Below are 25,508 nucleotides of genomic sequence, written 5' to 3' on the forward strand. Positions count from 1 at the left end.
GGGCACTGGCGTCAACCCTCGGCCGGGACGATCACCCCTTCGGCCTCGGCCCCCTCGGGTGCCTCGTCGGCAAAAAGGAACGCGACCAGCAGGATGGCAACGATCAGGCCAACCATCGCCGCAAGGCCCCATTTGGCGCGACTGGATCGCGGTGCGTCCACGGCGGCATGGCTGGACCCGTTGGGTGGGGCGGTGCCGTGGTCGGGGGTGGGGCGTACATCGGTCATGAGGCGGCTCCGGCTTGCAGGTTGGTTGTGTTGGAAACGCCCGAGGGGCGGGGGGCGGTTCCCTCCTCTGCGCGGTTCCGGTCCCGGGCAGGGGGCGCTAGACTGTCCCCCATGCCCGCCCTTTGCCGCCAATGCCTGCACAGCTTCGACAACGCGCGCCGGTGCCCGTCCTGCGGCAGCCCGCGTGTGACCCGGCACGCCGAACTGCACAGCCTGTCGGTGGCACATATGGATTGCGACGCCTTCTATGCCTCGGTCGAGAAACGCGACCGCCCCGAATTGGCCGACAAGCCCGTCATCATCGGCGGCGGGCGCCGGGGCGTTGTGTCGACCTGTTGCTATGTGGCGCGCATCCGGGGCGTGCGGTCCGCGATGCCGATGTTCAAGGCGCTGGAACTTTGCCCCGAGGCGGTGGTCCTCAAGGGGCGGATGTCGCTCTATGTCGAGGTCAGCCAACAGGTGCGCGCCCTGATGGAGGAACTGACCCCCGCCATCGAGCCGTTGTCGCTGGACGAAGCCTTCCTCGACCTGACCGGCACCGAACGACTGCACGGCCACCCGCCCGCCGTGATGCTGGCGCGGCTGGTCAAGCGGATGCAGGAAGAGATTGGCATCACCGGGTCGATCGGTCTGTCGCACAACAAGTTCCTGGCCAAGATCGCCAGCGACCTGGACAAACCGCGCGGCTTTTCAGTCATCGGGCGGGCGGAGACGCAGGACTTTCTATCCGACAAACCGGTGGGCATCATCTTTGGCATCGGGGCCGTCGGGCAGGAGTCGCTGCGCAAGGCCGGGATTCACACCATATCCGACCTGCGTCGCTGGGACCGGCGCGACCTGGGGCGGCGATTCGGGTCGATGGGGGACCGGTTGTGGCATCTGGCGCGGGGCGAGGACCGGCGCGCCGTCAGCCGGAATCGTCCGGTCAAGTCGATCTCCAAGGAGACGACCTTCAACGAGAATACCGACGATGCCGACATCCTGGATGGTCACCTGTGGCGGTTGGCCGAACAGGTCAGCGACCGGGCCAAGGCCAAGGGCATGGCCGGGCGCGTCGTGACGATGAAGTTGAAACGCGCGGATTTCAGCGCCATCACCCGCCGCCACGCCCTGTCTGAGCCGACGCAGATGGCCGACCGCATCTATCGCGAGGCGCGGGCGTTGTTCGACGCGGTGGGACGCACGGGACAGGTGCGGCTGATCGGGGTCGGGGTTTCGGATCTGGTCGCGGCGGATCAGGCGGACAGGGCGGGCGACCTGTTGGACCCGCAGGCGGGCAAACGCGCCGCCGCCGAACGGGCAACGGATGCGATTCGGGCAAGGTTCGGCAGCGATGCCATCGTGAAGGGGCGCGCGCTGCGCTAGGGCGTCACTCGGCCGCCAACCCCTGCGCGCCGACCGACAGATCGCGAATACGCAGTATCGCCTCGCTCAGCAGGTTGCGGATCGAATCGAACCGCGCGTTGGGCCGCAGCGTCGCTTCGTCCATGTAGAGGGTTCGGTCGATCTCGATCTGGATGGCGTGGCGACCCTGTGCGGGCTTGCCGTAGGTCTGCAGGATGTAGGCGCCGGCAAAGGGCGCATTGCGTGCGACCCGGAACCCCAGATCGCGAAAAATCGTCTCGACCGCGTCCACAAGCGCGCTGTCGGCTGCCGCGCCAAAACGGTCACCCAGCACGATCTCCGGGACACCACGCGCGCCACCCGTGCCCTCGATCGCCTCGTGGGGCATGGAATGACAGTCGATCAGGATCGCCTGACCGAATTGCGACCGTGCCGACGCCATCAGGCTGTCGAGTTGCCGGTGGTAGGGATGCCAGACGCGGTCGATCCGGTCCTGCGCCTCGGCGCGCGTGATCTTTCCCCGGTAGATGGCACGGCCCTGGGCCACGACGCGGGGAATCACCCCCAGGCCGGAACTGACCCTTGGGTTGCTGGCGCCGCGTGGCACGTCGTGCACGACTGCGGGATCCAGCTCGGCCGGGGATCGGTTGAGATCGAGGAACGCGCGTGGCGCCTCTGCGACCAGAAGCGGCATGCCCATTTCCGGGACCCGTTCCAGCAGCAGATCGACGAATGCATCCTCGGAGGAGCGAATCCGCCCCGCATCCAGAACCGATCGGGAAAGAAACGCAGCCTCATAGGCCCGCCCGGAATGGGGCGACGCGACCACGACAGGCGCGGTAACCCCTTTGGGAAGGTGCAGACGATATGGCTTTCGCGGCATTGTGGGGCGCTCTCCTCTTCCCTTAGATAGTGCTTTCAGAAAACCGTCGAAAGCCCCCTTGCACGGCCTCGTGAAAGGCACTATCCACCGCCCACCAACGCTCAGGGGTGGCCGGGAAGTTCCCGGTTTCTTCGGGCAAAGGGGTGATTAGCTCAGCGGTAGAGCACTTCGTTGACATCGAAGGGGTCACTGGTTCGATCCCAGTATCGCCCACCATTCCACCCTCGAACAGAGGGTCGGGTTCACCGCCTCCCTCGGGGGGCACGATATTCACCTTGGGGCGTCACCCCGCAGGCAATAGGAGAGCAGCCATGAAGGTTCGCAATTCCCTCCGGTCGCTGAAGAACCGGCACCGCGACTGCCGCGTCGTGCGCCGCAAGGGCCGGGTCTATGTGATCAACAAGACCCAGCGCCGGTTCAAAGCCCGCCAGGGCTGAGCCATTCGGCACAGAGATCGGGCCGCTCCTTCGGGGGCGGCCTTTTTCTTTGTGTGCACAGGGCTTGACCCTTCGGCCCGGGGCTGCGTTCGTTGCCCCATGGCAAAACCGCATTCTCCCAAACAACTCGCCGAGTTGATCGATACCCTGGCCCCGGCTTTGCGCCGACTGCAAGGCAAAGGGGCGGCCCACGGCCCGCGTATCACCGCCCTGTCCCATCTGGCCAAGGATGGTCCCGCCACCATGCGCGACCTGGCGACACGGCTGAACATCTCGCCGCAGGCCGTCACCGGTTTAATCGACGGGTTGGAGCAGGAAGGTCTGGTGGCCCGCGAACGGCATCCGACGGACCGCCGAAAGGTTCTGATTCGGCTCAACGATCACGCCGCGCCGCAGGTTCAGGCCGCGCGTGCCGACCGGACCGACACCCTCGCATCCCTGTTCGAGGGAACCACCAAGGAAGATCGGGCCGCCTTTGCACGGGTGGCCGAGACGCTGTTGGCGCGTCTCGGCTGAGGGAACCTCAGGCAGAGGGATCCTTGGTCATCCGCAGATAAGGGAAATGCGTGGTGAAATCGCCGAACTTCGCCTTGGCATCCGCATCCGATACCGCCGCCGGAATCACCACATCGCGACCCTGCTCCCAGTTGGCGGGGGCGGCCACGCCATGCTTGGACGCCATCTGCAACGCGTCGACCGCGCGCAGGATTTCCGCAAAATTGCGGCCGACGTTCATCGGATAGGTCATCGACAGCTTCAGCTGCTTGTCCGGACCGATGATGTAGACCGACCGGACAGTCGCGGTGTCGTTGGGCGTGCGGCCGTCCGGCAGATAGGCGTCGGCGGGCAGCATGTCATAGGCCTTGGACACGGTGAGATCTTCGTCAGCGATAATCGGGAAGGTCGGGTCCGCCTTGCCGAAGGTGGCGATGTCGGACTTCCACTTGCGATGGCTTTCGGCGTCGTCGACCGAGATGCCGATGACCTTCACGCCGCGCTTTTCCCATTCGTCGGCCAGTTGGGCGACGGCACCGAACTCGGTCGTGCAGACGGGGGTGAAATCCTTGGGGTGGCTGAACAGAATCGCCCAGCTGTCGCCGATCCAGTCGTGGAACTTGATCGGTCCCTCGCTGGTCTCGGCTTCGAAATCGGGCACGACTTGATTGATGCGCAGTCCCATGGCGGGTCTCCTTGCTTGGTCCTGACCGTTACCTATGCATCCAGGTGACAGGGGGGAAGGCAAAGCTCCGCCTATCTTCGTGCGCGCGCTTGGCGCAGGGCATCGGCGCGGCTACCTCTGGAAAAAAAGAACGGATCGAGCTGATGAAACGCGCCCCTGTCCTTGCCATGCTGGCTGCGATCGCTGCCATATTGTTCGCGTCACTGGACGTGCCCGCGCCCAAGGCCGGAATGACCCCTGTCGAGGGGATTCGCGCCGTGCAGCGGACATCCTCCGGGCCCGTCTCTCTCTGACGTCAGAACGGACAGGGTGCCTCCAGCCGCATGACCTGTCCATCGATCGGGTGCTCGAACTTCAGGCCCTCGGCGTGCAGCATCATGCGCGGGAAATCCTGCGCCGCGCCCGAGGCATAGAACGGATCGCCCAGGATCGGGTGGCCCAGCGACTGCATGTGCACGCGCAACTGGTGGCTGCGCCCGGTGCGCGGCATCAGGCGCATTCGGGTGGTGCCATCCTCGACCGCGACCCGGTGCCAGTCCGTCACCGATGGCTTGCCCGTCTCGAAATTCACGTGTTGCAGCGGCCGGTTCGGCCAGTCCACGATCAGCGGCAGGTCGATGGTGCCCGATGCCTCTGCGACCGCGCCCCAGACCCGCGCGATGTAGCGTTTCTTGACGCGCTTGGTCTCGAACATCCGCCCGATTTTGCGCTGCGCTTCCTTGGTGAGGGCAAAGATCATGATGCCCGACGTATCCCGGTCCAGCCTGTGACACAGCAAAACCTCGGGCCAGTCGGCGGCCAGCCGCGACAGCAGGCAGTCGGCCAGATGTTCGCCCCGGCCCGGCACCGACAGCAGGCCGTGGGGCTTGTCGACCACCAGCAGGTGATCGTCGTGATAGACGGTGGCGATGGGGCCGGTCGGCGGGTCGTAGGGCGTAGACGGGTTTGGCATGCCACGCCCTACCCCGCCCCGTCAGCGGCGACCAGACCCGCGCAAACGCCGCAGACGACGCAGCGCCCAGATGACGGTGCCGCCAAAGAACGCCCCCGCGATGCCCACCACCTCGATCGCCGCGATACCGCCGACGCCCCGAAGGACGACGGCCAGCACCAGAAGGCCAAGCCCGGCGACCGAAACCGCCAGGTAGAGCCGTGTTTCCCGCAGCCCCGGGCCAAAGTCGCGCGGGCCGTCCGCGTCAGGCAAGATAGACGCGGAACCAGGCGATGGTCTTGTCCCAGGCCGCCTCTGCCGTTTCGGCGTCATAGCGGGGCGTGGTGTCGTTGTGGAAACCGTGGTTCACGTCCGGCCAAATGGCGGCCTCATAGACCTTATCGTTGGCTTCCAATGCCTTTTGCATCGCGGGCCAACCGGCGTTGATGCGGCTGTCCAGCGCGGCATACTGGAACAGCAGCGGCGTCTCGATCTTCGGCACGTCGTCGGCCGCGGCCTGGCGGCCATAGAACGGCACGCCTGCGTTCAGCTCCGGGTAGGCCACCGCAAGCGCATTCACGACGCCGCCACCATAGCAGAAACCGGTGGCCCCGACCTTGCCGTTCGTCCCCTCCAGTGCAGCCAGGAATTCATAGCCCGCAAAGAAGTCGTTCATCAGCTTTTCACCGTCGACCTGACGCTGCATCTCGCGGCCTTCGTCGTCGGTGCCCGGATACCCCCCCATGGAGGTCAGCCCGTCCGGGGCCAGCGCGATGAACCCGGCCTTGGCAACCCTGCGCGCGACATCGCGGATATAAGGGTTCAGGCCCCGGTTCTCATGCACGACCAGAACGGCAGCCGGGGTTTCCACGCCCACCGGGCGCACAAGATACCCGTTGACCGCCCCATGGCCATTCGGACTGTCGTAGGTGATGTCCTCGCCGATGATGTCGCCGTCATCTTCGGCCACCTGCTGGGCCAGGGCATAATTCGGGCTGAGCGTGTTGAGCAGGGCCAGCGCCGTCACGCCGCCCACGGCCCATTTTCCGGCACGGTCCAGAAACTCACGTTTGCTGATCTTTCCGTGGGCATAGAAGTCATAAAGATCCAGAAGCTCTTGGTCGAAGTCCTTGGCGGTCATACGTGTCATCTGTCAGGTTCCTGTCCCGGTGCGCGGTCGTTCCCTCGGGAACATAGTTCACAAACGAAACACGACACGGAACAATCACGTGACCCGGAGAATTGGTCTTTCATGAAACACTTCGCACATGCCACGGCTCTTGCCGCCTGCCTCGCCCTGCCCGCCGCCGCTGAACAGGTGGGCGAGGTCGGGGTGGACTGGGTCGGCAACGACATCATCATCGACGCCATCCAGGACCCCAAGGTCGAAGGCGTCACCTGCCACATCGCCTATTTCGACCGCTCGCTGATTGACCGGCTGTCCCAGGGCAATTGGTTCGAGGACCCGTCCAACGCATCAATCGCCTGCCGCCAGACAGGCCCGATCAAGGTCGGGGACATCGACCTGTCCGAGGACGGTGAACAGGTGTTCCGCGAAAGCCGCTCGATCATTCTGAAATCGCTGCGGATCAAGCGCATCTTCGACGAACCGAACCAGACGCTGATCTACCTGGTTCACGCGCAGGAATTGACCGAAGGCTCGGCCAAGATGTCGATCTCGACCGTGCCACTTTATGGGGCGACGCTGGCCGATTGACGCGACTCCTGCCGGTCAGGGTGGCCTGACCGGCAGCGTTCTGCCGCACCGGATGTGGCGGAGTGTCACAGAAAGGGCGCAGACGCCCGCCGGATGGGCCTGGCGGGATGGACGAACGATCCCTGGACCCTAGGTCCTTCCACAGCTCACCCGCCCCGACCCCGACAGACGGAACCCCCTTTACGTGCCTTTTGAACCGACAACGCCCCACCCCCGCCGGATTGCGGTGGTCGGCGGCGGCATCAGCGGCATGGCCGCTGCGCATCTGCTTTCACGCGACCATTCCGTGACCCTGATCGAGGCCGCGCCGCGCCTGGGCGGTCACGCCCGCACGATCCTGGCGGGCAAACGGGGCGATCAGCCGGTCGACACCGGCTTTATCGTCTTCAACAAGGTGAATTATCCGAACCTGCTGACCCTGTTCGAGGATCTGGACGTGCCGCTGGCCCTGTCGGACATGTCCTTTGCCGCGTCGCTGCGCGGCGGGGCCGTGGAATACAGCACGCAGACGCTGGACACGGTCTTTGCGCAACGGTCCAACCTGCTGTCGCCACGCTTTCTGCGGATGGTGCGGGACATCGTGACCTGGAATGCGCGCGCTGCGTCCTCTGCCAGCGACCCGGATCTGCCGCTGTCTGCCTTTCTGGATCAACTCGGCCTGGGGCAGGCTTTTCGCGACTGGTATCTGGGCCCGATTTCCGGGGCGATCTGGTCGACGCCGTCCCAGGACGTGATGGATTTTCCCGCCGCCGCGATGGTCAAGTTCTTTGCCAATCATCACCTTCTGTCCAATTCCGGCCAGCATGACTGGTACACGGTGCAGGGCGGATCGGTCGAATATGTGACGCGGCTGCAGGCCCGGCTGGAACGGGTCGGGGTCGACATCCGCCTGGGCGCGCCCGTGGCCGGCATCCGCCGCGAAGGCGGCCCGGCCGTGCGAATGCAGGGCGGCGATTGGGAACATTTCGACGACGTGATCCTGGCCACCCATTCCGACGACAGCCTGTCGCTGCTGTCAGATCCCACCCCGGATGAAACGCGCCTGTTGTCGCGCATCCGCTATCAGCCGAACGTGGCGCTCACCCATTCCGATGCCTCTCTGATGCCACGGCGGCAGAAATGCTGGGCGTCCTGGAACTATGCCGAACCCACGGGGGCCCGTCCCGACCGGATCGGCCTGACCTACTGGATGAACCGGCTGCAACCGATCCCCAAGGATGATCCGCTGTTCGTGACGCTTAACCCCCAGACCCCAATCCGGGAGGAGCTGATCCACGATGAGAAGGCGTTCCGCCATCCGGTCTACGACCTGTCGATGATGGCCGCGGTCGAGGACCTGCGCGGGATCAACGGGGCGGGTGGCACGTGGTTCTGCGGGGCCTGGATGCACAACGGCTTCCACGAAGACGGTTTCCGCAGCGCGGTGGATGTGGCCCAGGCCCTGAACCGGCGCGGCACCCTGCCCGTCGCGGCCGAGTGACCCTGGCCCAGCATATCCCCGCGCAGACCTTTCATGGGCGCGCGGGTGAGGGCGTGACGAACGCCTTTCGCTACGGCATCGACTACGTGCTGATCGATGCGGAACGGCCCGCCCCCCTGCCCCGCCTGTTCCGGCGCAATGGGCGCGGGCTGGTCGCTTTGAACGATCGCGACCATGGCGGCGCGCCGGGTCAGGGGCGCGGGGCACCCTGGGCGCGGGCGGTTCTGGCGGCGCATCAGATCACCGTGGCGGACGGGCCGCTTCTGCTGTTGGCGCAGCCGAGGGTGCTGGGCCATGTCTTCAACCCGGTCAGTTTCTGGCTGTGCCATGATCAAGGCGGCGCGCTGCGTGCCGTCATCGCAGAGGTCACAAACACCTACGGCGATCGCCATTCCTATCTGTGCCACACCCCCGACCTGACCCCAATCACACGAGACATGCGACTTTGCGCGCAGAAGATCTTTCACGTCTCGCCGTTCCAGCCGGTCGACGGCAGTTATACCTTTCGCTTTGACATCTCTGCGGCCCGGATCGGCATCTGGATCGATTACACCGGCGACCATGGCCGCCTTTTGGCCACGCTGACCGGTCCGCGCCAACCATTGACCAATCGCGGATTGCTGCGCGCGGCGCTGCGCCGACCGATGGGCACGCGACGGGTTCTGGCGTTGATCCACTGGCAGGCGCTGAAGCTTTGGTGGAAGGGGGCCAGGTTTCGCAACCGGCCCAAGCCGCCCGCCTCCGAGGTGTCCCGCTGACCGGCCTGCCGCGCTATGCGGGTTTTGCCGCGGTGCTGGCGGCGGCTGGCCTGCCGATCTACATCCATGCGCCGAAGTTCTATGTCGACAGCTACGGCGTCACCCTGGCGCAGCTGTCCGTGGTTCTGTTTGCCCTGCGGCTGATCGACGTTGTGCAGGACCCCCTGCTGGGCCGTCTGGCCGAAGTCACCCGCGCCCACCGCGCTGCGATGTGCGCCGGGGCCGGGGCGGTCATGGCCGTGTCGATGGTGGCGTTGTTCGCCGTGCCGCCGCTGCTGCCGCCGGTCTGGTGGTTCGCCCTGACACTGGGCGGGTTGTTCAGCGGGTTCAGCTTTCTGACGATCTGCTTTTACGCTCAGGGCGTGGCCAAGGCCGAGGCGATGGGCGACGGCCACGTCCGTCTGGCCACCTGGCGCGAAACGGGGGCCCTGTCGGGGGTATGCCTGGCCGCCGCCCTGCCCGCCCTGCTGGCCGGCACCGGCGCGCCGTTCACGATCTATGCGCTGATCTTTGCCGCGCTGACGGCTGCGGCGCTTTGGGCGATGCGGCCTGAATGGTCCGCGCAGGCTGCGGGACCGGCCCCCAGTGGATTGCACGCCGTTCTGGGAGATGCGACCGCGCGCCGCCTGTTGCTGATCGCGCTGGCCAATGCGACGCCGGTGGCGGTCACCTCGACCTTGTTCCTGTTCTTCGTCGAGGATCGCCTTGGCGCACCTGACATCGCAGGCCCGCTGCTCCTGCTGTTTTTTCTGTCGGCGGCCTGCGCCGCGCCGCTTTGGGGGCGGGCCGCCACCCGCTGGGGCACGCATCGGGCCTTGTTGGCGGGCATGGCTTTGGCGATCGTGACCTTCGGCTGGGCGCTGACGTTGGGCACCGGCGACGTGTTGGCCTTTGCCGTGATCTGCGCGGCCTCCGGTGCGGCGGTCGGGGCGGATCTGACGCTGCTCCCCGCGCTGTTCGCACGGCGCATGGCGGTGATCGCGCCCTCGGCGGCGGACGGCTTCGGCCTCTGGTCGTTTGTCAACAAGGCGACGCTGGCGGTCGCGGCCATTGCGCTTTTCCCGGCGCTGGATCGCGCGGGCTTCGCACCCGGTGGCGACAATGCAGATGGGGCGCTGACGATGCTGACGTTCCTCTATGCCGGGCTACCTTTGATCCTGAAGGCGCTGGCGGCCCTGCTGCTGGTGCGATTGAACATGACGGAGACGGATGATGCGTGACTGGCGCGGCAAGCGATACTGGCTGATCGGGGCCTCGGACGGGCTGGGGGCGGCGCTGGCGCGAAAACTGTCGGCTTGCGGGGCCGAGGTGATCCTGTCTGCCCGCTCTGAAGACAAGCTACAGCAGGTCGCGGACGGCCTGCCGGGCCGGTCCGAGGTGGTGGCCTGCGACGTCTCTGACAGGGACAGCGTTGCCGAAGCGGCGGCGCGGATCGGGCATATTGACGGCATGGTGTTCCTGGCGGGCGTCTATTGGCCGCTCAAGGCGCAGGAATGGGACGCGCAGAAGATCGAGGCGATGTGCGACGTCAACTTCACCGGGGCTGCCCGCGCGGTGGGCGCGGTGATCGGCGACATGGTGGCACGCGACGCGGGGCATATCGTACTGACCGGGTCGCTGTCGGGGTTTCGTGGGTTGCCTGGGGCCTCGGGCTATGGCGCATCCAAGGCTGGCGTCATGTGGCTGGCCGAAGGGATGTATGCCGACCTGCGCCACACCGGTGTGCAGGTGCAGGTCGCCAACCCCGGTTTCATCAAGACCCGGCTGACGGACAAGAACGACTTCGACATGCCGTTCCTGATGGAACCGGACCAGGCCGCGCAGGAGATGTTCGAGCTGATGAATTCCGACGGCTTCAAGCGCAGCTTTCCGACGGTGTTTTCCTGGCTGTTCCGGGGCGGGCAATTCCTGCCGGACTGGCTGTGGTACGGGCTGTTCGCGCGCAAGGGCTGACGCCATCCGAGCACGGGCGGGGCGGATCGGAAACGCCGGGCGTCGTTTTGCGCCGGGGGGCCGTCGCGGGCGGTCTTTCGGCGGGGGCGCGCGGCCCCTAGTCTGGCCCGGACAGACAGGGGACGCACCATGGCCGAGACCATCCGCTTCACGCTCGACGGCACCCCCGTCGAAGCGCAACCCGGAGAAACCATCTGGGAGGTGGCGCACGGCCGCGGCCTGAAGATCCCGCACCTGTGTCACAAGCCGGCGCCCGGCTACCGCCCCGATGGCAACTGCCGGGCCTGCATGGTGGAGATCGAGGGCGAGCGGGTGCTGGCCGCCTCCTGCATCCGCGAACCCGCCCCCGGCATGGTCGTCACCACCGACAGCGCGCGGGCCAAGGGTGCCCGCCGGATGGTGATGGAAATGCTGGTCGCCGATCAACCGGAACGAGAGGTCGCGCACGACCGCGCCTCGCACCTGTGGGACATGGCCGAAAGCCAGGGCGTCACGACAAGCCGCCTGCCGGTTCTGGAGGCGGGGCGCATTCCCCTGCTGGACGACAGCCACGTGGCCATGCGCGTGAACCTGGACGCCTGCATCCAATGTGGCCTTTGCGTGCGCGCCTGCCGCGAGGTGCAGGTCAACGACGTCATCGGCATGGCCGGGCGCGGGCACGACGCCTATCCGGTCTTCGACTTCGACGATCCGATGGGTGACAGCACCTGCGTGGCCTGTGGCGAATGCGTACAGGCCTGCCCGACCGGTGCTTTGATGCCCGCGACGATGGTGGATGCGGATCAGGTCGGCGACAGTTCCGACTGGGACAGCGAGACGAAATCGATCTGCCCGTTCTGCGGCGTTGGGTGCCAGGTCTCTCTCAAGGTCAAGGGCGACCGGATCGTCAAGGTCGACGGTATCAACGGCCCCGCGAACGAGGGGCGGCTTTGCGTCAAGGGGCGCTTTGGCTTTGACTACATCCACCATCCCCACCGTTTGACCAAACCACTGATCCGCCGCGACGACGCCCCCGCCAAAGGGCTGAACGTCGATCCGGGCGATTGGTCCACCGTCTTCCGCGAGGCGACCTGGGACGAGGCGCTGGAGGTGGCGGCCAGCGGCCTGAAAGGGCGCAGGCGGCAGGTCGCGGGCTTCGGCTCGGCCAAATGTTCCAACGAAGAGGCCTATCTGTTCCAGAAGTTCATCCGGCAGGGCTTTGGCCATAACAACGTCGACCACTGCACGCGGCTCTGCCATGCGTCTTCGGTTGCGGCGCTGATCGAAAACGTCGGCTCGGGGGCCGTGACGGCCACCTTCAACGAGATCGAGAACGCCGACGTGGCCATCGTGATCGGTGCGAACCCGGTCGAAAATCACCCTGTTGCGGCGACCTACTTCAAGCAGTTCACCAAGCGCGGCGGCAAGCTGATCGTTATGGATCCGCGCGGTCAGGCATTGAAACGGCACGCGGCGCATATGCTGCAATTCCGGCCGGGCGCGGATGTCGCGCTGCTGAACTCGATCATGCACGTGATCTCGCAGGAAGGACTGGTCGACCGGCAGTACATCGAGGCCATGACCGAGAACTGGGAGGCGGAGCGCGCCCATCTGGAGGGGTTCGCCCCCGAGAAGATGGCCGACCTGACCGGCATCGACGCCGACACCATCCGGGCCGTCGCGCGAACCTTTGCCGGGGCGAAATCGGCGATGATTTTCTGGGGCATGGGCGTGTCGCAGCACATCCATGGCACCGACAATTCCCGCTGTCTGATCAGCCTTGCGCTGATGACCGGTCAGGTCGGGCGCCCCGGTGCGGGGCTGCATCCGTTGCGCGGGCAGAACAACGTGCAAGGCGCGTCCGACGCGGGGCTGATCCCGATGTTCCTGCCGGACTACGCCTCGGTCCTGTCGGACGAGGTGCGGGCGAAATACGCGGGCCTCTGGGGTGATGAGCCGCTGGCCGAAAAGGGCCTGACCGTGACCGAGATTCTGGATGCCGTCCACGCAGGCGACATTCGCGCGATGTACATTCTGGGGGAAAACCCCGCCATGTCCGACCCGGATGTGGACCACGCGCGCGCAGGCCTCGCCTCGCTCGATCATCTGGTTGTGCAGGATATCTTCCTGACGGAAACCGCAAACTATGCCGATGTGATCCTGCCCGCCTCGGCCTTTGCCGAAAAGACGGGGACCGTGACCAACACCAACCGCCAGGTCCAGATGGGCCGCCCCGCCGTGCCGCCCCCGGGCGAAGCGCGCGAGGATTGGTGGATCGTGACCGAGCTGGCGCGCCGTTGCGGGCTGGACTGGCGCTATGACCACCCGTCCCAGGTCTTTGCCGAAATGAAGCAGGTGATGGGCTCGCTCGACAACATTACCTGGGACAGGCTCAGCGCCGAGGGGGCGGTGACCTATCCATCGCTGTCGCCCACCGATCCCGGTCAGTCGATCGTCTTCAGCGATGGGTTCCCCCGCCCCGAAGGCCGCGCCAGATTCACGCCTGCCAGCGTGATCCCGCCCGACGAAACCCCGGACGCCGACTATCCGATGATCCTGACCACCGGGCGCCAGTTGGAACATTGGCACACCGGATCGATGACCCGGCGTTCTGCCGTTCTGGACGCGGTGGAGCCGGAGGCGAACTGCTCGCTGCATCCGTCCACCCTACGCAAGCTGGGCGTTGCACCGGGCGGCTGGGTCCGGTTGACGACAAGGCGCGGCAGCGTGACCCTGATGGCGCGGGCGGACAGGGCGGTGGCACCCGACATGGTGTTCCTGCCCTTCGCCTTCGTCGAGGCGGCGGCGAACCTGTTGACCAACGCGGCGCTGGATCCGTTCGGCAAGATTCCCGAATTCAAGTTTTCCGCCGTCCGCGCCGAAGCTGTCGAACAGGTTGCAGCAGAATAGGCTCTCATGCGCAGCGGTCTGGAAAAACAAACGAGGGGGAAGCGAGCAGCCTCCCCCTCTTTGACGCACAACTGGATAACCAAAGCAGACAGCGGCACCGCGTCAATCATGCCGCTTCATAAACACTAACACATATTAACCAATTCCGTTCCCAACCTTACGCAACATGACGTGACGTAAGGTTGGATCACGTCACCTATTCCGCAGCCAAACGGGTGATCAGCACCGTGACTTCGGGCCGTTTGCCGACCTCGTCCTGTGCGATCTTGCGGACGCCTTTGACGATCAGGGTCTCCAGCTTTTCGTCGTCCCCGGCCGTGCGGGTATCGACGCGGGCCAACTGCCCGGCCAGATGGGTTTCCATCAGATCGGCCAGGGGCGCACCATTGCCTGCTGCGTCGGGCAAGCCGCGCAGCTCTACCCAGGTATCCTCCAACACTTCGTCGTCGTCATCCACCATGACCGCGACAACCGCATGGCCGTTCAACGCCATGCGAATCCGGTCCCGGACCACGCCGTCGAACTGTCCGACCAACGCGGAGCCGTCGACATAGGTGCGCCCTGTCTCGACGAAGTCGACCACCTCCGGCTTGTTTCCCGAAAGCGATACCATCGTGCCGTTTGGCGCGACGATCCCGATCCGGCCCAGCGATTCCGCAAGCTTGGCATGTTCGCGCAGGTGCCGATGCTCGCCGTGCATCGGGATCACGACCTGTGGCTGGACGATGTTGTGCACCGCGGCCAGGTCCGGGCGGTTGGCATGACCGGATACGTGATACAGACCGTCGGCATCCGTCACCACGTCCACACCCATTTCCGACAGGTTGTTCATGATGCGGGCGACTTCCTTTTCGTTGCCCGGAATCGTCTTTGACGAAAACAGGAAGGTGTCGCCTTCCTTCAGCTCCATCCCGAAATACTTGCCACGTGACAGTTGCGCCGAGGCGGCCCGCCGCTCGCCCTGCGACCCGGTGACGATCAGCATCAGGTTCTCGCGCGGAATGCTGGCGGCATCTTCGGGGCTGATGGTCTTGGGGAAGTCAGTCAGCAGCCCCTCCTCCATCGCGGCTTCGGTCATGCGGCGCATGGCGCGCCCCATCAAGCAGATGGACCGGCCCGCCGCGACGCCGGCATCGGCCAGCGATTTCAGCCGGGCCACGTTGGACGCGAATGTGGTGGCCACGAACATTCCCTTGGCCTGCTGGACCAACGGCACCAGGTTCGGCTTCACCTCGGCTTCGGACCGGCCGGGGTGCTTGCTGAACACGTTCGTCGAATCGCAGACCAGAGCACGCACGCCATCCTTGGACGCCTCCGACCAGAGCGCCTCGTCAAAGGCCTCGCCGACGACGGGGGAATGGTCGATCTTGAAATCGCCGGTGTGAATGACGCGACCCGCAGGTGTGTCGATCACAAGGCCCGCGCTTTCGGGGATCGAATGCGACACCGGCAGGAAACCCACCTTGAACGGCCCGGCCTCGATCATCGCGGGAAAAGGTTCCGCCGTGATGACCATCTTGGGGTCCTGCCCCTTTTCGGTCAGCTTGCGGCGCGCCAGGTTGGCGGTGAACTTGCGCGCGTGGATCCTGGTCTTGAGCTGCGGGAACAGGTGGCCCACGCCGCCCACGTGATCTTCGTGGGCGTGGGTGATGAACACCCCTTCCAGCCGGTCCAGCCGGTCAGTCAGCCAGGTGATGTCGGGGACGATGACGTCCACGCCGGGTGTGGTGTCCATGTCCGGAAAGGCGATGCCCAGATCCACCAGGATCAGACGTTCCTTTCCCTCGGGTCCGTAGCCGTAGACATAGGCATTCATGCCGATTTCGCCCGCCCCCCCCAGGGGAAGGTAGATGAGCCTGTCGCGTGCCATGTTTCTTTAGTCCTTGTTGTGCGTATGGATGACGGTCAGCCCGTGCATCGTCAAATCTTCTTCGAATGCGTCGAACAGGCTTTCGGCCTGCTGAAAGAGCGGGGCAAGCCCCCCGGTGGCGATAATCTTCATGGGTCGCGCGCGTTCAGCGCGGATGCGGGTCGTGATCTCTTTGATAAGGCCGACATAGCCCCAGAAGATCCCCGACTGCATGCAGGCGACGGTGTTCGTGCCAACGACGCGCTGCGGCTGTGTGATATCCACATGCGGCAGGGCGGCGGCGGCCATGTGCAGGGCCTCTAGACTGAGGTTGACGCCGGGTGCAATGACCCCCCCGACGTAAGCCCCATCGTGATCCACGACGTCAAAGGTGGTGGCGGTGCCGAAATCGACAACGATCAGATCCCCGCCATGCCGGTCGAAACCGGCGGCAGTGTTCACCAGGCGGTCCGGTCCGACCGTGGTGCCCGTATCCACGCGGGGATCGACTGGCAGATGGCAATCCGGTTTGCCCACCACAAGGGGGCGTGTGTCGAAATAGCGGTCACAGAGCACCCGCAGGTTGAACACCACGCGCGGAACGGTGGACGAGATGATGCAGTCCGTGATGACCACATCGATGTTGCGCAGGCTCATCGAGGTGCGCAGCCAAGTGTAATATTCGTCCCCGGTGCTCTGCGCGTTGGTAGCGCGGCGCCAGGACGCGACGAAATCCGTCCCGTCCCAGATCCCGAAGACGGTGTTGGTGTTGCCGCAGTCTATGGTCAGAAGCATCAGGTCCCTCCGAAAAAGACGTCGCCGGCGGTGATCTTGCGCGGACCATCCGGTGTCCGCAGGATCAGGCGCCCGTCGGCATCCACATCCTCGAACGTCCCCGTGGTCGTCTCGGTCACGGTGCGCGCGGTGATCGGCTGGCCCAGACGGGCGGCGTGTTTCATCCAGTCGGTGCGGATCGGCGCAAAACCCCAGGTCGCCAGCTGCGCCTCGCGTCGGGCGAATGCGGGGGCCAGCGCGTCCAGCATTGCTTCGGGCGTGACGCGCAGGCCCGTCGCCTCCAGCAGGGAGACGGGGGCGAAGGCACCCGGCTCTACCTGGTCAGGGGTGGGGGCCGCGATGAGATTGATGCCGATGCCCAGAACCAGCAGGCCGGGGGTGGGGCTCTCCAGCAGGATACCCGCCAGTTTGCCGCCATTCAAAAGGACGTCGTTGGGCCATTTCAGCGACAGGCCCATCACGCCCAGATCGGTCAGCACATCATGCAACGCCAGCGAGGCCGCAAAGCTGCGCAGCGCCAGGGCAGCCGGGTCCCCGCCCGGACGCCAGGCGAGGGATGCGGCAAAGTTGCCTGCGGGCATGGACCAGTCGCGGCCCCGGCGCCCCTTGGCTGCGGTCTGCTCCAGCCCGAGGTACCATGTCGGCACCACGGATGCGCGCCGCGCCGCCTCGGCCGAAGTGCTGTCGACGGTCGCCAGGACGACCCGGTCCAGACCCTCCGGCCAGGCTGCCAATCAGTTCACCAGCGTCGCGGCGGCTGCGGCTGCGATGCTTTCGAGACCGAAGAGATTGACGATCCCCACGACCATGATGATCGCCGAGGCAGCCAGCGCGACCCATTGCACCATCGGCATGTCACCATCGACCGGGGTCTCGGTCTCGCCGAAGTACATGTAGTAGACGATCCGCAGATAGTAGAACGCACCGATGACCGAGGCGAGGACGCCCAGCACGGCCAGCCAGACCAGCCCCGCATCCACCGCAGCCTGCAACACGGCCAGCTTGGCGAAGAAGCCCAGCATCGGCGGGATACCCGCCAGCGAGAACATCAGAACCAGCAGCGCCAGCGCCTTGCCCGGATGCTTGTCCGACAGCTGGTTGAGCGACCGGATATCCGTCGTTTCCAACCCATCACGCGACATCGCCAGGATGAAAGCAAAGGTGCCGATGTTCATGACCACATAGATCGCCATATAGAGCAGCATCGCCTCGACACCGCCCGCCGTGCCAGCCGCCAGACCCATCAGGGCGTAACCCATGTGGGCAATCGACGAATAGGCCATCAGGCGTTTGATATCGCGCTGACCGATGGCGGCAATGGCGCCGACAAACATCGACAGGACCGACAGCAGCGCCACGATCTGTTGCCAGTCGCTGACCACCCCGCCAAAGGCGTCGTGGGTGACGCGGGCGAACATGCCCATGGCCGCGACCTTGGGCGCGGTGGCGAAGAACGCGGTGACCGGCGTGGGCGAGCCTTCGTAGACGTCGGGCGTCCACATGTGGAACGGGGCGGCCGACACCTTGAACGCCAGGCCCGAGATCATGAAGACCAGACCGAACAGCAAGCCAAGCGCGATCTGACCGTCCGAGGCGGCGGCGATGACGCCGGCGAAGTCCGTCGTGCCCGCGTATCCGTAGGTCAGCGAGATACCATAAAGCAGCAGACCGGACGACAGCGCGCCGAGGACGAAATACTTCAGGCCCGCTTCGGTCGACTTCACATGGTCGCGCCGCATGGAGGCCACGACGTAAAGGCTCAGCGATTGCAGTTCCAACCCCATGTAGAGGGTCAGCAGGTTGCTGGCCGACACCATGACCATCATGCCGACAACCGACAGGGTGATCAGCAGCGGATACTCGAACTTCAACAGGCCGGAACGGGACATGTAGTCCTGCCCGATGACCAGAACGACCGCCGCCGACAACAGGATCGTGACCTGCGCAAAGCGCGAGAACCCGTCCTTGACGATCATGTCGTTGAACCCGGAGCCGCCGTCATCGGCCACACCGATCCAGAACGCGGTCAGGGTCAGAACCGCCGCGGTCAGCCAGACCAGCGGCCGCGCCAACGCGTCCTTGCCGGTATAGACGGCCCCCAGTAGGGCTACCATCACGTAGACGGACAGCAGGATCTCGGGAAGGATGATATTCAGGTCGGAGGCAATCATGGACCTATCCCCTCAGTGCCCGGCATCCGCGACCGCATGATCGAGGATCAGGTCGGCAGTCGCGACCTCGTAATTCTCGACCAGCGCCGCGACGGACGGGCTGATGATGTCAGTGAGCAGCGACGGATAAACGCCCAGCAGAATGGTAAAGAACACCAGCGGCGCAAAGATCGCCTTTTCACGGGTGGTCATGTCAGTGATCGAGCGCAGGCTTTCCTTGATCAGATCGCCAAAGACGACCCGGCGATACAGCCAAAGCGCGTAGCCAGCCGAGAAGATGACCCCAGTACAGGCCACCAGCGCGACCCAGGTGTTGACCTGGAAGACACCCATCAGCGTCAGGAATTCACCCACGAAGCCCGAGGTGCCCGGTAGGCCCACGTTGGCCATGGTGAACAGCATGAAGATCAGCGCATAGGCCGGCATCCGGTTCACAAGGCCGCCATAGGCGTCAATGTCACGCGTGTGCATCCGGTCGTAGACGACGCCCACGCAAAGGAACAGCGCACCCGAGATGAAGCCGTGGCTGATCATCTGGAAGATGGCCCCATCGACCCCCTGCTGGTTGGCCGCAAAGATGCCCATGGTAACGAAACCCATGTGCGCGACCGACGAATAGGCGATCAGTTTTTTCATGTCGTCCTGCATCAGGGCGACCAGCGAAGCATAGACGATGGCGATGGCTGACAGCCAAAGGACCATCTCGCCCAGGACCTCGGACCCGACCGGGAACATCGGCAGCGAAAAGCGCAGGAAGCCGTAGCCCCCCATCTTGAGCAGGATCGCAGCCAGCACCACGGATCCGGCAGTAGGGGCCTGCACGTGCGCGTCCGGCAGCCAGGTGTGCACCGGCCACATCGGCATCTTGACCGCGAAGCTGGCAAAGAACGCCAGCCACATCAGGGTCTGCGCCCCACCGACAACGGTAAAGCCCAGGACGTCGAGCGGCGCGTAGCTGAACGAATGGGTCAGCAGTGTCGGGATGTCGGTGGTGCCCGCATCCAGGTACATGGCGATCATCGCGACCAGCATCAGGACCGACCCGATCAGCGTGTAGAGAAAGAATTTGAACGACGCATAAATCCGGTTCGCCCCGCCCCAGATCCCGATGATCAGGAACATCGGGATCAGACCCGCCTCGAAGAAGAGGTAGAACAGGATCAGGTCCAGCGCCGAAAACACGCCGAGCATCAGCGTCTCCAACACCAGAAGCGCGACCATGTAGTCCTTGACCCGGTGCGTCACGTCCCAGCAGGACGCAATCACCAACGGCATCAGGAAGGTCGTCAGCATCACGAAGGTGACCGAGATACCGTCGACGCCCATCTTGTATTTCAGACCCAGCAGCCAGTCGCGTTCCTCGACGAACTGAAAACCGGTGTTCTGCGGGTCAAAGCCGGTCAGGATGAAGATCGACACCAGAAAGGTGAAGGTCGTCGCCCCCAGGGCCAGCCATTTTGCGTTGCGCTGCGCAGCTGCATCGTTGCCGCGCAGGAACACGGCCAGGATCAGCGCCGCGATCAGCGGGGTGAAGGTGACGATGGAGAGGAGGTTGTCCATGATCTCAGTTCCCCGCCGCGATGGTCGTCCAGGTGATCAGGACCACAATCCCGAGGACCATCGCGAAGGCATAGGTGAAGATGTAGCCTGACTGCGCCTTGTTCAGCGCCTTGGTGAAGAAGGGCACGATGCCCATTGCCAGGCCGTTGATCCCGCCGTCGATGACCTTCCCGTCGCCGTTCTTCCACAGGAAGCGGCCCAGCCACTTGGCGGAGCGGACGAAAAGCACATCGTAGATCTCGTCGAAGTACCACTTGTTGAGCAGGAAAGTATAAAGCGCGTTCAGGTTGGTCGCCCACTGCGCAGGCAGGCTGGGACGACGGATATAGAACATCCAGGCAGCCCCCAGACCGAACAGCATGGCAAAGAACGGCGACAGCTTGACCCAGACGGGCACCAGGTGCGCCTCGTGGATGACGTGGTTGTCGTCGCCGATGTAGATGGCACCCTCGCCGGGGGTTTGATGGCGGGCGTGGTCGCCCTCCTCCGCGTGACCCTCGTCACCGGCGGCATGGGCCGCGCCAACCAGGGCCAGACCAGCGTGATCATCGGCCGGGGCCTCTTCGGTGATACCGAAGAAATGGTCGACCTTGGCCTGCGATCCGAAGAACGGCCCGTAGAAGACCATGCCAGCCAGCACCGACCCGACAGCCAGAACACCCAGCGGAATGGTCATGACACGGGGGCTTTCATGCGCGTGGTCATGGGTGTGCTTGTCCCCGCGCGGGGTGCCGTAGAATGTCAGGAACATGAGACGCCAGGAATAGAAACTGGTCATCGCTGCGGCGGCGACCAGAACCCAGAACGCGCCCGTCGATCCGACGTAGGCCACTTCGATGATGGCATCCTTGGACACGAAACCCGCAAAGCCGACCGGGAACCCGATGTAGAGCAGCGGGATGCCGACGCCAGTAATCGCCAACGTGCCGATCATCATGGCCCAGAAGGTCAGCGGGATCTTGTCCTTCAGGCCACCATAGTTCCGCATATCCTGTTCGTGGTGCATCGCATGGATGACCGAACCCGCGCCCAGAAACAGCATCGCCTTGAAAAACGCGTGCGTCAGCAGGTGGAACATGGCAACCGAATAGGCCCCGAGGCCCGCGGCCACGAACATGTAGCCCAGCTGCGACATGGTCGAATAGGCGATGACGCGCTTGATGTCGTTCTGCACCAGACCGATCGTGGCGGCGACGAAGGCCGAGGCCGCGCCGATGACCACCACGAAACCCATGGCGTGGGGCGCGAATTCCATGATCGGCGACATGCGGCAGACCAGGAAGACGCCCGCCGTCACCATGGTGGCCGCGTGGATCAGGGCGGACACCGGGGTCGGCCCCTCCATCGCGTCGGGCAGCCAGACATGCAGGCCCAGCTGCGCCGATTTGCCCATGGCACCGATGAACAGCAGGAAGGCAATCAGTTCTGCCGCGTTCCAGTCGGTCCAGAGGAACCTGATCGAGGTTTCGGCCAGCTCAGGCCCGGATGCGAAGATCGTGTCGAAGCCGATGGCATCGGTCAGAAGGAAAATCGCGAAGATCCCCAGCAGAAACCCGAAGTCGCCGACGCGGTTCGCGATGAACGCCTTCATCGCGGCGCCCCCCGCCGAAGGCTTGCGCCAGTAGAACCCGATCAACAGATAAGACGCGACGCCCACGCCTTCCCAGCCGAAGAACAGCTGCAGCAGGTTGTCCGCCGTCACCAGCATCAGCATCGCGAAGGTAAAGAACGACAGATAGGCAAAGAAACGGGGCTTGTAGGTCTCGCCCTCTTTCCATTGCGGGTCGTGATCCATGTAGCCGAAGGAATAGAGATGGACGAGCGACGAGACCGTCGTCACCACGATCAGCATCGTTGCGGTCAGCCGGTCCAGCCGGATCGCCCAGTCGGTGACCAGGCTGCCGCTCTCGATCCAGGACATGATCGGAATGATGTGGGTCTGGCCGTCGTGGATCAGGAAGACGATCCAGCTGAGCAGGGCCGACAGGAACAACAGGCCCGTGGCGGTGACCATCGCGGCCTTTTCGCCGATGAACTTCCAGCCGAAGCCGCAGATGATCGCACCCACCAGAGGGGCGAAGAGGATAATCGTTTCCATAGCCTCAGCCCTTCATCACGTTGACGTCTTCGACGTCGATGGTGCCCTTGTTGCGGAAGAAGCAGACCAGGATCGCAAGACCGATGGCGGCCTCTGCGGCGGCGACGGTCAGGACGAACAGGGTAAAGACCTGTCCCGTCAGATCGCTCAGGAAGCCCGAGAACGCGACGAAGTTGATGTTCACGGCCAGCAGCATCAGCTCGATCGACATCAGAATGATGATGACGTTCTTGCGGTTCAGGAAGATCCCGAAAATGCCGATGACGAACAAGGCCGCCGCCACCGTGAGATAGTGTTCTAGTCCGATCATCATCGTCCCCTTTGGGGTCGTTGCCCCATCGTCAGTTCAAAGCCTTCGCGAAGACTTTGGCCGGAGTTTTCGAAAAAACTCCGTCTTGTCAGAGCCCCTGCCCCGGTTTCACGTCCGTCACGGTCATCGACTCGGCCGGATCGCGCCACATCTGGTGCAACACGTTCTGACGCTTCACGTCCTTGCGATGGCGCAATGTCAGGGCAATCGCGCCGATCATCGCAACCAGCAGGATCAGGCCGGACAGCTGAAACATCAGGAAGTACTGATCATAGAGCACGAGCCCCAGGGCCGCCGTGTTCAGTTCAGCCGGCACCGGAATGGACGCCAGTCCTTCGGCCACGACCACGCCATCGGCGACATCCCAGACGCCATAGGCGATGATCAACTGCATCAACAGCACGATCCCTATCAAGCCGGCCAGGGGCACATAGCGCGCCATCTCGGCCTTCAGCTCGGCAAAGTCCACGTCCAGCATCATCACCACGAACAAGAACAGCACCGCGACCGCGCCGACGTAGACGATGACCAGCAACATGGCCACGAACTCCGCCCCGATCAGGACGAAAAGGCCCGCGGTCGACAGGAACGTCAGGATCAGCCACAGCACCGAATGCACCGGATTGCGCGACACGACAGTCATCAGACCACCGGTGATCGTGAGGATCGCGAACAGGTAAAAGGCGAAATCGAGAACCGTCATTTGCTGTCCTCCAGAACCTCGTTGGCCAGTTCCATGGCCTTGTTCATTGCAGGCAGCCCCCCGAACAGGCCCATCAGACCGATCGTCTCGGCGATCTCCTGCTTGGTGGCCCCCTGGGCGACCGCCTGACGGATCGTCATGCGGACCTGCGCCTCGGCCTGGGCTCCCAGCACGGTCAGACCGGCGAGCGTCAGCAGCATCTTGGTCTTGGCGTCCAGACCCTCGGGCGAGACACCCTTGCCCATGAAGGTCTCCATGACCTCGGGCGGCATCGTCGGCCAGAGCTTCTCAAAGCCAGTGGGCGTGAAGTTCTCGAGCGCGGGGTTCATGGCCTTGGCCATGTCCTGCATATGGCCCATCCAGGCCGCGAAGGGGTTCTGCGGATCTGTCATCGGTAGGGCGCATCCAGTTCGAGGTTCTTGGCGATCACCGCTTCCCACCGCTCACCATTCTCCAGCAGCTTTTCCTTGTCGTAGAAAAGCTCTTCGCGGGTCTCGGTCGCGAATTCGAAGTTCGGACCTTCGACGATGGCATCGACCGGGCAGGCTTCCTGGCAGAAGCCGCAATAGATGCACTTTGTCATGTCGATGTCGTAACGCGTGGTGCGGCGCGAGCCATCCTCGCGCGGCTCGGCGTCGATCGTGATGGCCTGCGCGGGGCAGACGGCCTCACACAATTTGCAGGCGATGCACCGTTCTTCGCCATTGGGATACCGACGCAAGGCATGTTCGCCACGGAATCGCGGGCTGAGCGGGCCTTTTTCGTGCGGATAGTTCAGCGTGGCCTTCGGTGCGAAGAAGTAACGCAGGCCCAGTTTCATGCCCGTCCACATATCGGCGAGCAGGAAGTACTTGGCGGAGCGGGTCCAGTCGATCTGGGTCATCACGAGGCTCCTTTCTGTTGGGCGGATACAGCCGCTGGGGTTTCCGCGACAAGGTGATCTAGCTGCCTCAGGTCCGCGAAAACCAAGGCGGACAGGGCAAGGAACACGCCAAACGCCAGCACGGCCGTCGGCGTGCCAGGCGCAAACACGAAAAGGCACAGGGCAATTGCCAGCGCGCCGGACATTGCGACCGCGCGGCCCGGACGGCCCAGATACAGATTATAAAGCCCGGTCTGGGCGGTCATAACCAGAAGGATCAAGGCCCGGCCGGAACGACGGTCTGCAAGGTCGGCCATGCCTCAGGCCCCCATCGCGAACCGGGCCCAAAAGGCACCGAAGACTTCGAATTTCGCCATGAAGGCCACAAAAACCACCCAGGCCAGCGAGAAGGGCAGGAACACCTTCCACCCCAGGCGCATCAGCTGATCATAGCGGTAGCGCGGCACGACTGCCTTCACCATCGCAAAGAGGAAGAAGAAGAACGCCATCTTCAACACCATCCAGAACGCGCCATCGGGCAGGAACGGGATGGGCGACAGCCAGCCGCCGAAGAACAGCAGCGAGATCAGCGCACACATCAGGAAGATGGCGATATATTCGCCGGCCATGAACAGCAGGAAGGGCGTCGAGGAATATTCGACCTGATAGCCCGCGACCAGTTCCGATTCCGCCTCAGGCAGGTCGAAGGGCGGGCGGTTCGTTTCAGCCAGCGCCGAGATGAAGAACAGGAACACCATCGGCAGATGCGGCAACCAGTACCAGCCGAAGAAGCCGTAGCCGGTATCCTGCGCGCGCACGATGTCGCCGAAGTTCAGCGAGCCGGTCGACAGGATCACGCCGATGATGATCAGGCCGATCGACACCTCGTAGGAAATCATCTGCGCGGCAGAACGCAGCGAGCCCAGGAAAGGATATTTGGAGTTCGACGCCCAACCACCCATGATCACGCCGTAAACCTCCAGCGAGGAGACGGCGAAGACATAGAGAATCGCGACGTTGATGTCGGAGACGACCCAACCGTCCGAGAACGGGATCACAGCCCAGGCGATGATGGCCAGCACGAAGGAGATCAGCGGCGCCAGCATGAAGACGGTGCGATCCGCCCCCGCCGGGATGACGATTTCCTTGACCACATATTTCAGCGCGTCGGCCACGGTCTGCAACAGGCCGAAAACACCCACCACGTTCGGGCCACGCCGCATCTGCACAGCAGCCCAGATCTTGCGGTCACCATAGACCAGGAACAGCAGCGAAATCATCACGAAGGCAACGACGGCCAGGCATTGCGCCAAGATCGTCAGGCCAATGCCCGCCGGTGATGCCAGAAAATCCGCCATGTC

General features: G+C 64.2%; 28 protein-coding genes and 1 tRNA gene. 11 read left to right on the top strand and 18 right to left on the bottom strand.

The genetic code is table 11. The features are described from left to right. Positions 1-11: 11 nt before the first annotated feature. Entirely contained in the window at positions 12-227 is a 216-nt protein-coding gene (locus K3551_RS00215; protein WP_259916593.1) for a hypothetical protein, read from the bottom strand. Between the two features lie 111 nt (positions 228-338). Here K3551_RS00215 and K3551_RS00220 point away from each other — a divergent pair, with 111 nt between their 5' ends. Next, positions 339-1,592, top strand: coding sequence for a DNA polymerase IV (locus K3551_RS00220; protein ID WP_259916595.1), 1,254 nt, complete (start codon positions 339-341; stop codon positions 1,590-1,592). 4 nt (positions 1,593-1,596) lie between these two features. Here K3551_RS00220 and K3551_RS00225 read toward each other — a convergent pair whose 3' ends face one another. Continuing rightward, the gene (locus K3551_RS00225; RefSeq protein ID WP_259916596.1) at positions 1,597-2,454 is read right to left on the bottom strand and encodes an N-formylglutamate amidohydrolase; all 858 of its coding nucleotides are present in this window, start codon (positions 2,452-2,454) and stop codon (positions 1,597-1,599) included. Between the two features lie 141 nt (positions 2,455-2,595). Here K3551_RS00225 and K3551_RS00230 point away from each other — a divergent pair. From K3551_RS00230 to K3551_RS00240, 3 genes are all read left to right on the top strand, one after another. Then, a tRNA-Val gene (locus K3551_RS00230) sits at positions 2,596-2,670 on the top strand. 95 nt (positions 2,671-2,765) lie between these two features. Continuing rightward, the gene (gene ykgO, locus K3551_RS00235; protein ID WP_005850168.1) at positions 2,766-2,891 is read left to right on the top strand and encodes a type B 50S ribosomal protein L36; all 126 of its coding nucleotides are present in this window, start codon (positions 2,766-2,768) and stop codon (positions 2,889-2,891) included. Between the two features lie 99 nt (positions 2,892-2,990). Next, positions 2,991-3,407 (top strand): MarR family winged helix-turn-helix transcriptional regulator, encoded by a 417-nt coding sequence (locus K3551_RS00240; RefSeq protein WP_259916597.1) that lies wholly within the window; start codon positions 2,991-2,993, stop codon positions 3,405-3,407. Positions 3,408-3,414: 7 nt separating this feature from the next. On the opposite strand, the gene K3551_RS00245 is transcribed toward K3551_RS00240, so the two are convergent. Continuing rightward, entirely contained in the window at positions 3,415-4,071 is a 657-nt protein-coding gene (locus K3551_RS00245) for a peroxiredoxin (RefSeq protein ID WP_259916599.1), read from the bottom strand. Positions 4,072-4,214: 143 nt separating this feature from the next. Between K3551_RS00245 and K3551_RS00250 the strand changes: the two genes are divergently transcribed. Further along, complete coding sequence (locus K3551_RS00250) at positions 4,215-4,364, top strand: hypothetical protein (protein ID WP_259916602.1); 150 nt, start codon at positions 4,215-4,217, stop codon at positions 4,362-4,364. Positions 4,365-4,366: 2 nt separating this feature from the next. Here K3551_RS00250 and K3551_RS00255 read toward each other — a convergent pair whose 3' ends face one another. Genes K3551_RS00255 through yghX form a run of 3 tightly spaced genes read right to left on the bottom strand, consistent with a single transcriptional unit; the run spans position 4,367 to position 6,152 of the window. After that, entirely contained in the window at positions 4,367-5,023 is a 657-nt protein-coding gene (locus K3551_RS00255) for an RluA family pseudouridine synthase (RefSeq protein ID WP_259916605.1), read from the bottom strand. A gap of 21 nt (positions 5,024-5,044) precedes the next feature. Then, complete coding sequence (locus K3551_RS00260; RefSeq protein WP_259916607.1) at positions 5,045-5,275, bottom strand: hypothetical protein; 231 nt, start codon at positions 5,273-5,275, stop codon at positions 5,045-5,047. Further along, a complete protein-coding gene (gene yghX, locus K3551_RS00265) occupies positions 5,268-6,152 on the bottom strand; it encodes a YghX family hydrolase (RefSeq protein WP_259916609.1) in 885 nt (294 codons plus the stop codon). The genes K3551_RS00260 and yghX overlap by 8 nt, the downstream gene beginning before the upstream one ends. Before the next feature lie 102 nt (positions 6,153-6,254). Between yghX and K3551_RS00270 the strand changes: the two genes are divergently transcribed. The 6 genes from K3551_RS00270 to fdhF all read left to right on the top strand — a co-directional run bounded on the left by K3551_RS00270 (position 6,255) and on the right by fdhF (position 13,799). Then, complete coding sequence (locus K3551_RS00270) at positions 6,255-6,719, top strand: CreA family protein (RefSeq protein ID WP_259916611.1); 465 nt, start codon at positions 6,255-6,257, stop codon at positions 6,717-6,719. 184 nt (positions 6,720-6,903) lie between these two features. After that, complete coding sequence (locus tag K3551_RS00275) at positions 6,904-8,199, top strand: NAD(P)/FAD-dependent oxidoreductase (protein WP_259916614.1); 1,296 nt, start codon at positions 6,904-6,906, stop codon at positions 8,197-8,199. Next, positions 8,196-8,957: a DUF1365 domain-containing protein gene (locus K3551_RS00280; RefSeq protein ID WP_259916617.1), complete on the top strand. Its 762-nt coding sequence runs from the start codon at positions 8,196-8,198 to the stop codon at positions 8,955-8,957. The genes K3551_RS00275 and K3551_RS00280 overlap by 4 nt, the downstream gene beginning before the upstream one ends. Beyond that, entirely contained in the window at positions 8,954-10,177 is a 1,224-nt protein-coding gene (locus K3551_RS00285) for an MFS transporter (RefSeq protein WP_259919692.1), read from the top strand. The genes K3551_RS00280 and K3551_RS00285 overlap by 4 nt, the downstream gene beginning before the upstream one ends. Continuing rightward, complete coding sequence (locus K3551_RS00290) at positions 10,170-10,910, top strand: SDR family oxidoreductase (RefSeq protein ID WP_259916619.1); 741 nt, start codon at positions 10,170-10,172, stop codon at positions 10,908-10,910. The genes K3551_RS00285 and K3551_RS00290 overlap by 8 nt, the downstream gene beginning before the upstream one ends. A 129-nt stretch (positions 10,911-11,039) precedes the next feature. After that, positions 11,040-13,799, top strand: a complete 2,760-nt coding sequence (gene fdhF, locus K3551_RS00295; RefSeq protein WP_259916621.1) for a formate dehydrogenase subunit alpha — start codon at positions 11,040-11,042, stop codon at positions 13,797-13,799. A 196-nt stretch (positions 13,800-13,995) separates the two neighbouring features. Here the strand turns inward: fdhF and K3551_RS00300 are convergent, their stop codons facing one another. The 12 genes from K3551_RS00300 to nuoH form a co-directional block, all read right to left on the bottom strand. Then, entirely contained in the window at positions 13,996-15,669 is a 1,674-nt protein-coding gene (locus K3551_RS00300; protein ID WP_259916623.1) for a ribonuclease J, read from the bottom strand. A gap of 6 nt (positions 15,670-15,675) precedes the next feature. Then, positions 15,676-16,443 carry a type III pantothenate kinase gene (locus K3551_RS00305; protein WP_259916626.1) on the bottom strand — a complete coding sequence of 256 codons (768 nt, stop codon included), beginning with the start codon at positions 16,441-16,443 and terminating at the stop codon, positions 15,676-15,678. After that, entirely contained in the window at positions 16,443-17,177 is a 735-nt protein-coding gene (locus K3551_RS00310; protein ID WP_259916629.1) for a biotin--[acetyl-CoA-carboxylase] ligase, read from the bottom strand. The genes K3551_RS00305 and K3551_RS00310 overlap by 1 nt, the downstream gene beginning before the upstream one ends. Next, positions 17,178-18,614, bottom strand: coding sequence for an NADH-quinone oxidoreductase subunit NuoN (gene nuoN, locus K3551_RS00315; RefSeq protein WP_259916632.1), 1,437 nt, complete (start codon positions 18,612-18,614; stop codon positions 17,178-17,180). Between the two features lie 12 nt (positions 18,615-18,626). Beyond that, entirely contained in the window at positions 18,627-20,174 is a 1,548-nt protein-coding gene (locus K3551_RS00320; RefSeq protein WP_259916634.1) for an NADH-quinone oxidoreductase subunit M, read from the bottom strand. A 4-nt stretch (positions 20,175-20,178) separates the two neighbouring features. Further along, on the bottom strand, positions 20,179-22,272 hold the full coding sequence (gene nuoL / locus K3551_RS00325; protein WP_259916635.1) for an NADH-quinone oxidoreductase subunit L: 2,094 nt from the start codon (positions 22,270-22,272) through the stop codon (positions 20,179-20,181). Between the two features lie 4 nt (positions 22,273-22,276). Next, a complete protein-coding gene (nuoK, locus tag K3551_RS00330) occupies positions 22,277-22,582 on the bottom strand; it encodes an NADH-quinone oxidoreductase subunit NuoK (protein ID WP_259919693.1) in 306 nt (101 codons plus the stop codon). Between the two features lie 88 nt (positions 22,583-22,670). After that, the gene (locus K3551_RS00335) at positions 22,671-23,285 is read right to left on the bottom strand and encodes an NADH-quinone oxidoreductase subunit J (RefSeq protein ID WP_259916637.1); all 615 of its coding nucleotides are present in this window, start codon (positions 23,283-23,285) and stop codon (positions 22,671-22,673) included. Next, complete coding sequence (locus K3551_RS00340; RefSeq protein ID WP_259916639.1) at positions 23,282-23,677, bottom strand: carboxymuconolactone decarboxylase family protein; 396 nt, start codon at positions 23,675-23,677, stop codon at positions 23,282-23,284. The genes K3551_RS00335 and K3551_RS00340 overlap by 4 nt, the downstream gene beginning before the upstream one ends. Continuing rightward, positions 23,674-24,168, bottom strand: coding sequence for an NADH-quinone oxidoreductase subunit NuoI (gene nuoI / locus K3551_RS00345; protein WP_259916641.1), 495 nt, complete (start codon positions 24,166-24,168; stop codon positions 23,674-23,676). The genes K3551_RS00340 and nuoI overlap by 4 nt, the downstream gene beginning before the upstream one ends. Next, positions 24,168-24,464 (bottom strand): hypothetical protein, encoded by a 297-nt coding sequence (locus tag K3551_RS00350; protein ID WP_259916643.1) that lies wholly within the window; start codon positions 24,462-24,464, stop codon positions 24,168-24,170. Before K3551_RS00350 ends, nuoI begins: the two co-directional genes overlap by 1 nt. Positions 24,465-24,467: 3 nt before the next feature. Then, entirely contained in the window at positions 24,468-25,505 is a 1,038-nt protein-coding gene (nuoH, locus tag K3551_RS00355) for an NADH-quinone oxidoreductase subunit NuoH (protein WP_259916644.1), read from the bottom strand. Positions 25,506-25,508: the final 3 nt, after the last annotated feature.

It is taken from the genome of Jannaschia sp. M317 (genome assembly GCF_025141175.1).
In the GTDB taxonomy this organism is placed as follows: Bacteria; Pseudomonadota; Alphaproteobacteria; order Rhodobacterales; family Rhodobacteraceae; genus Jannaschia.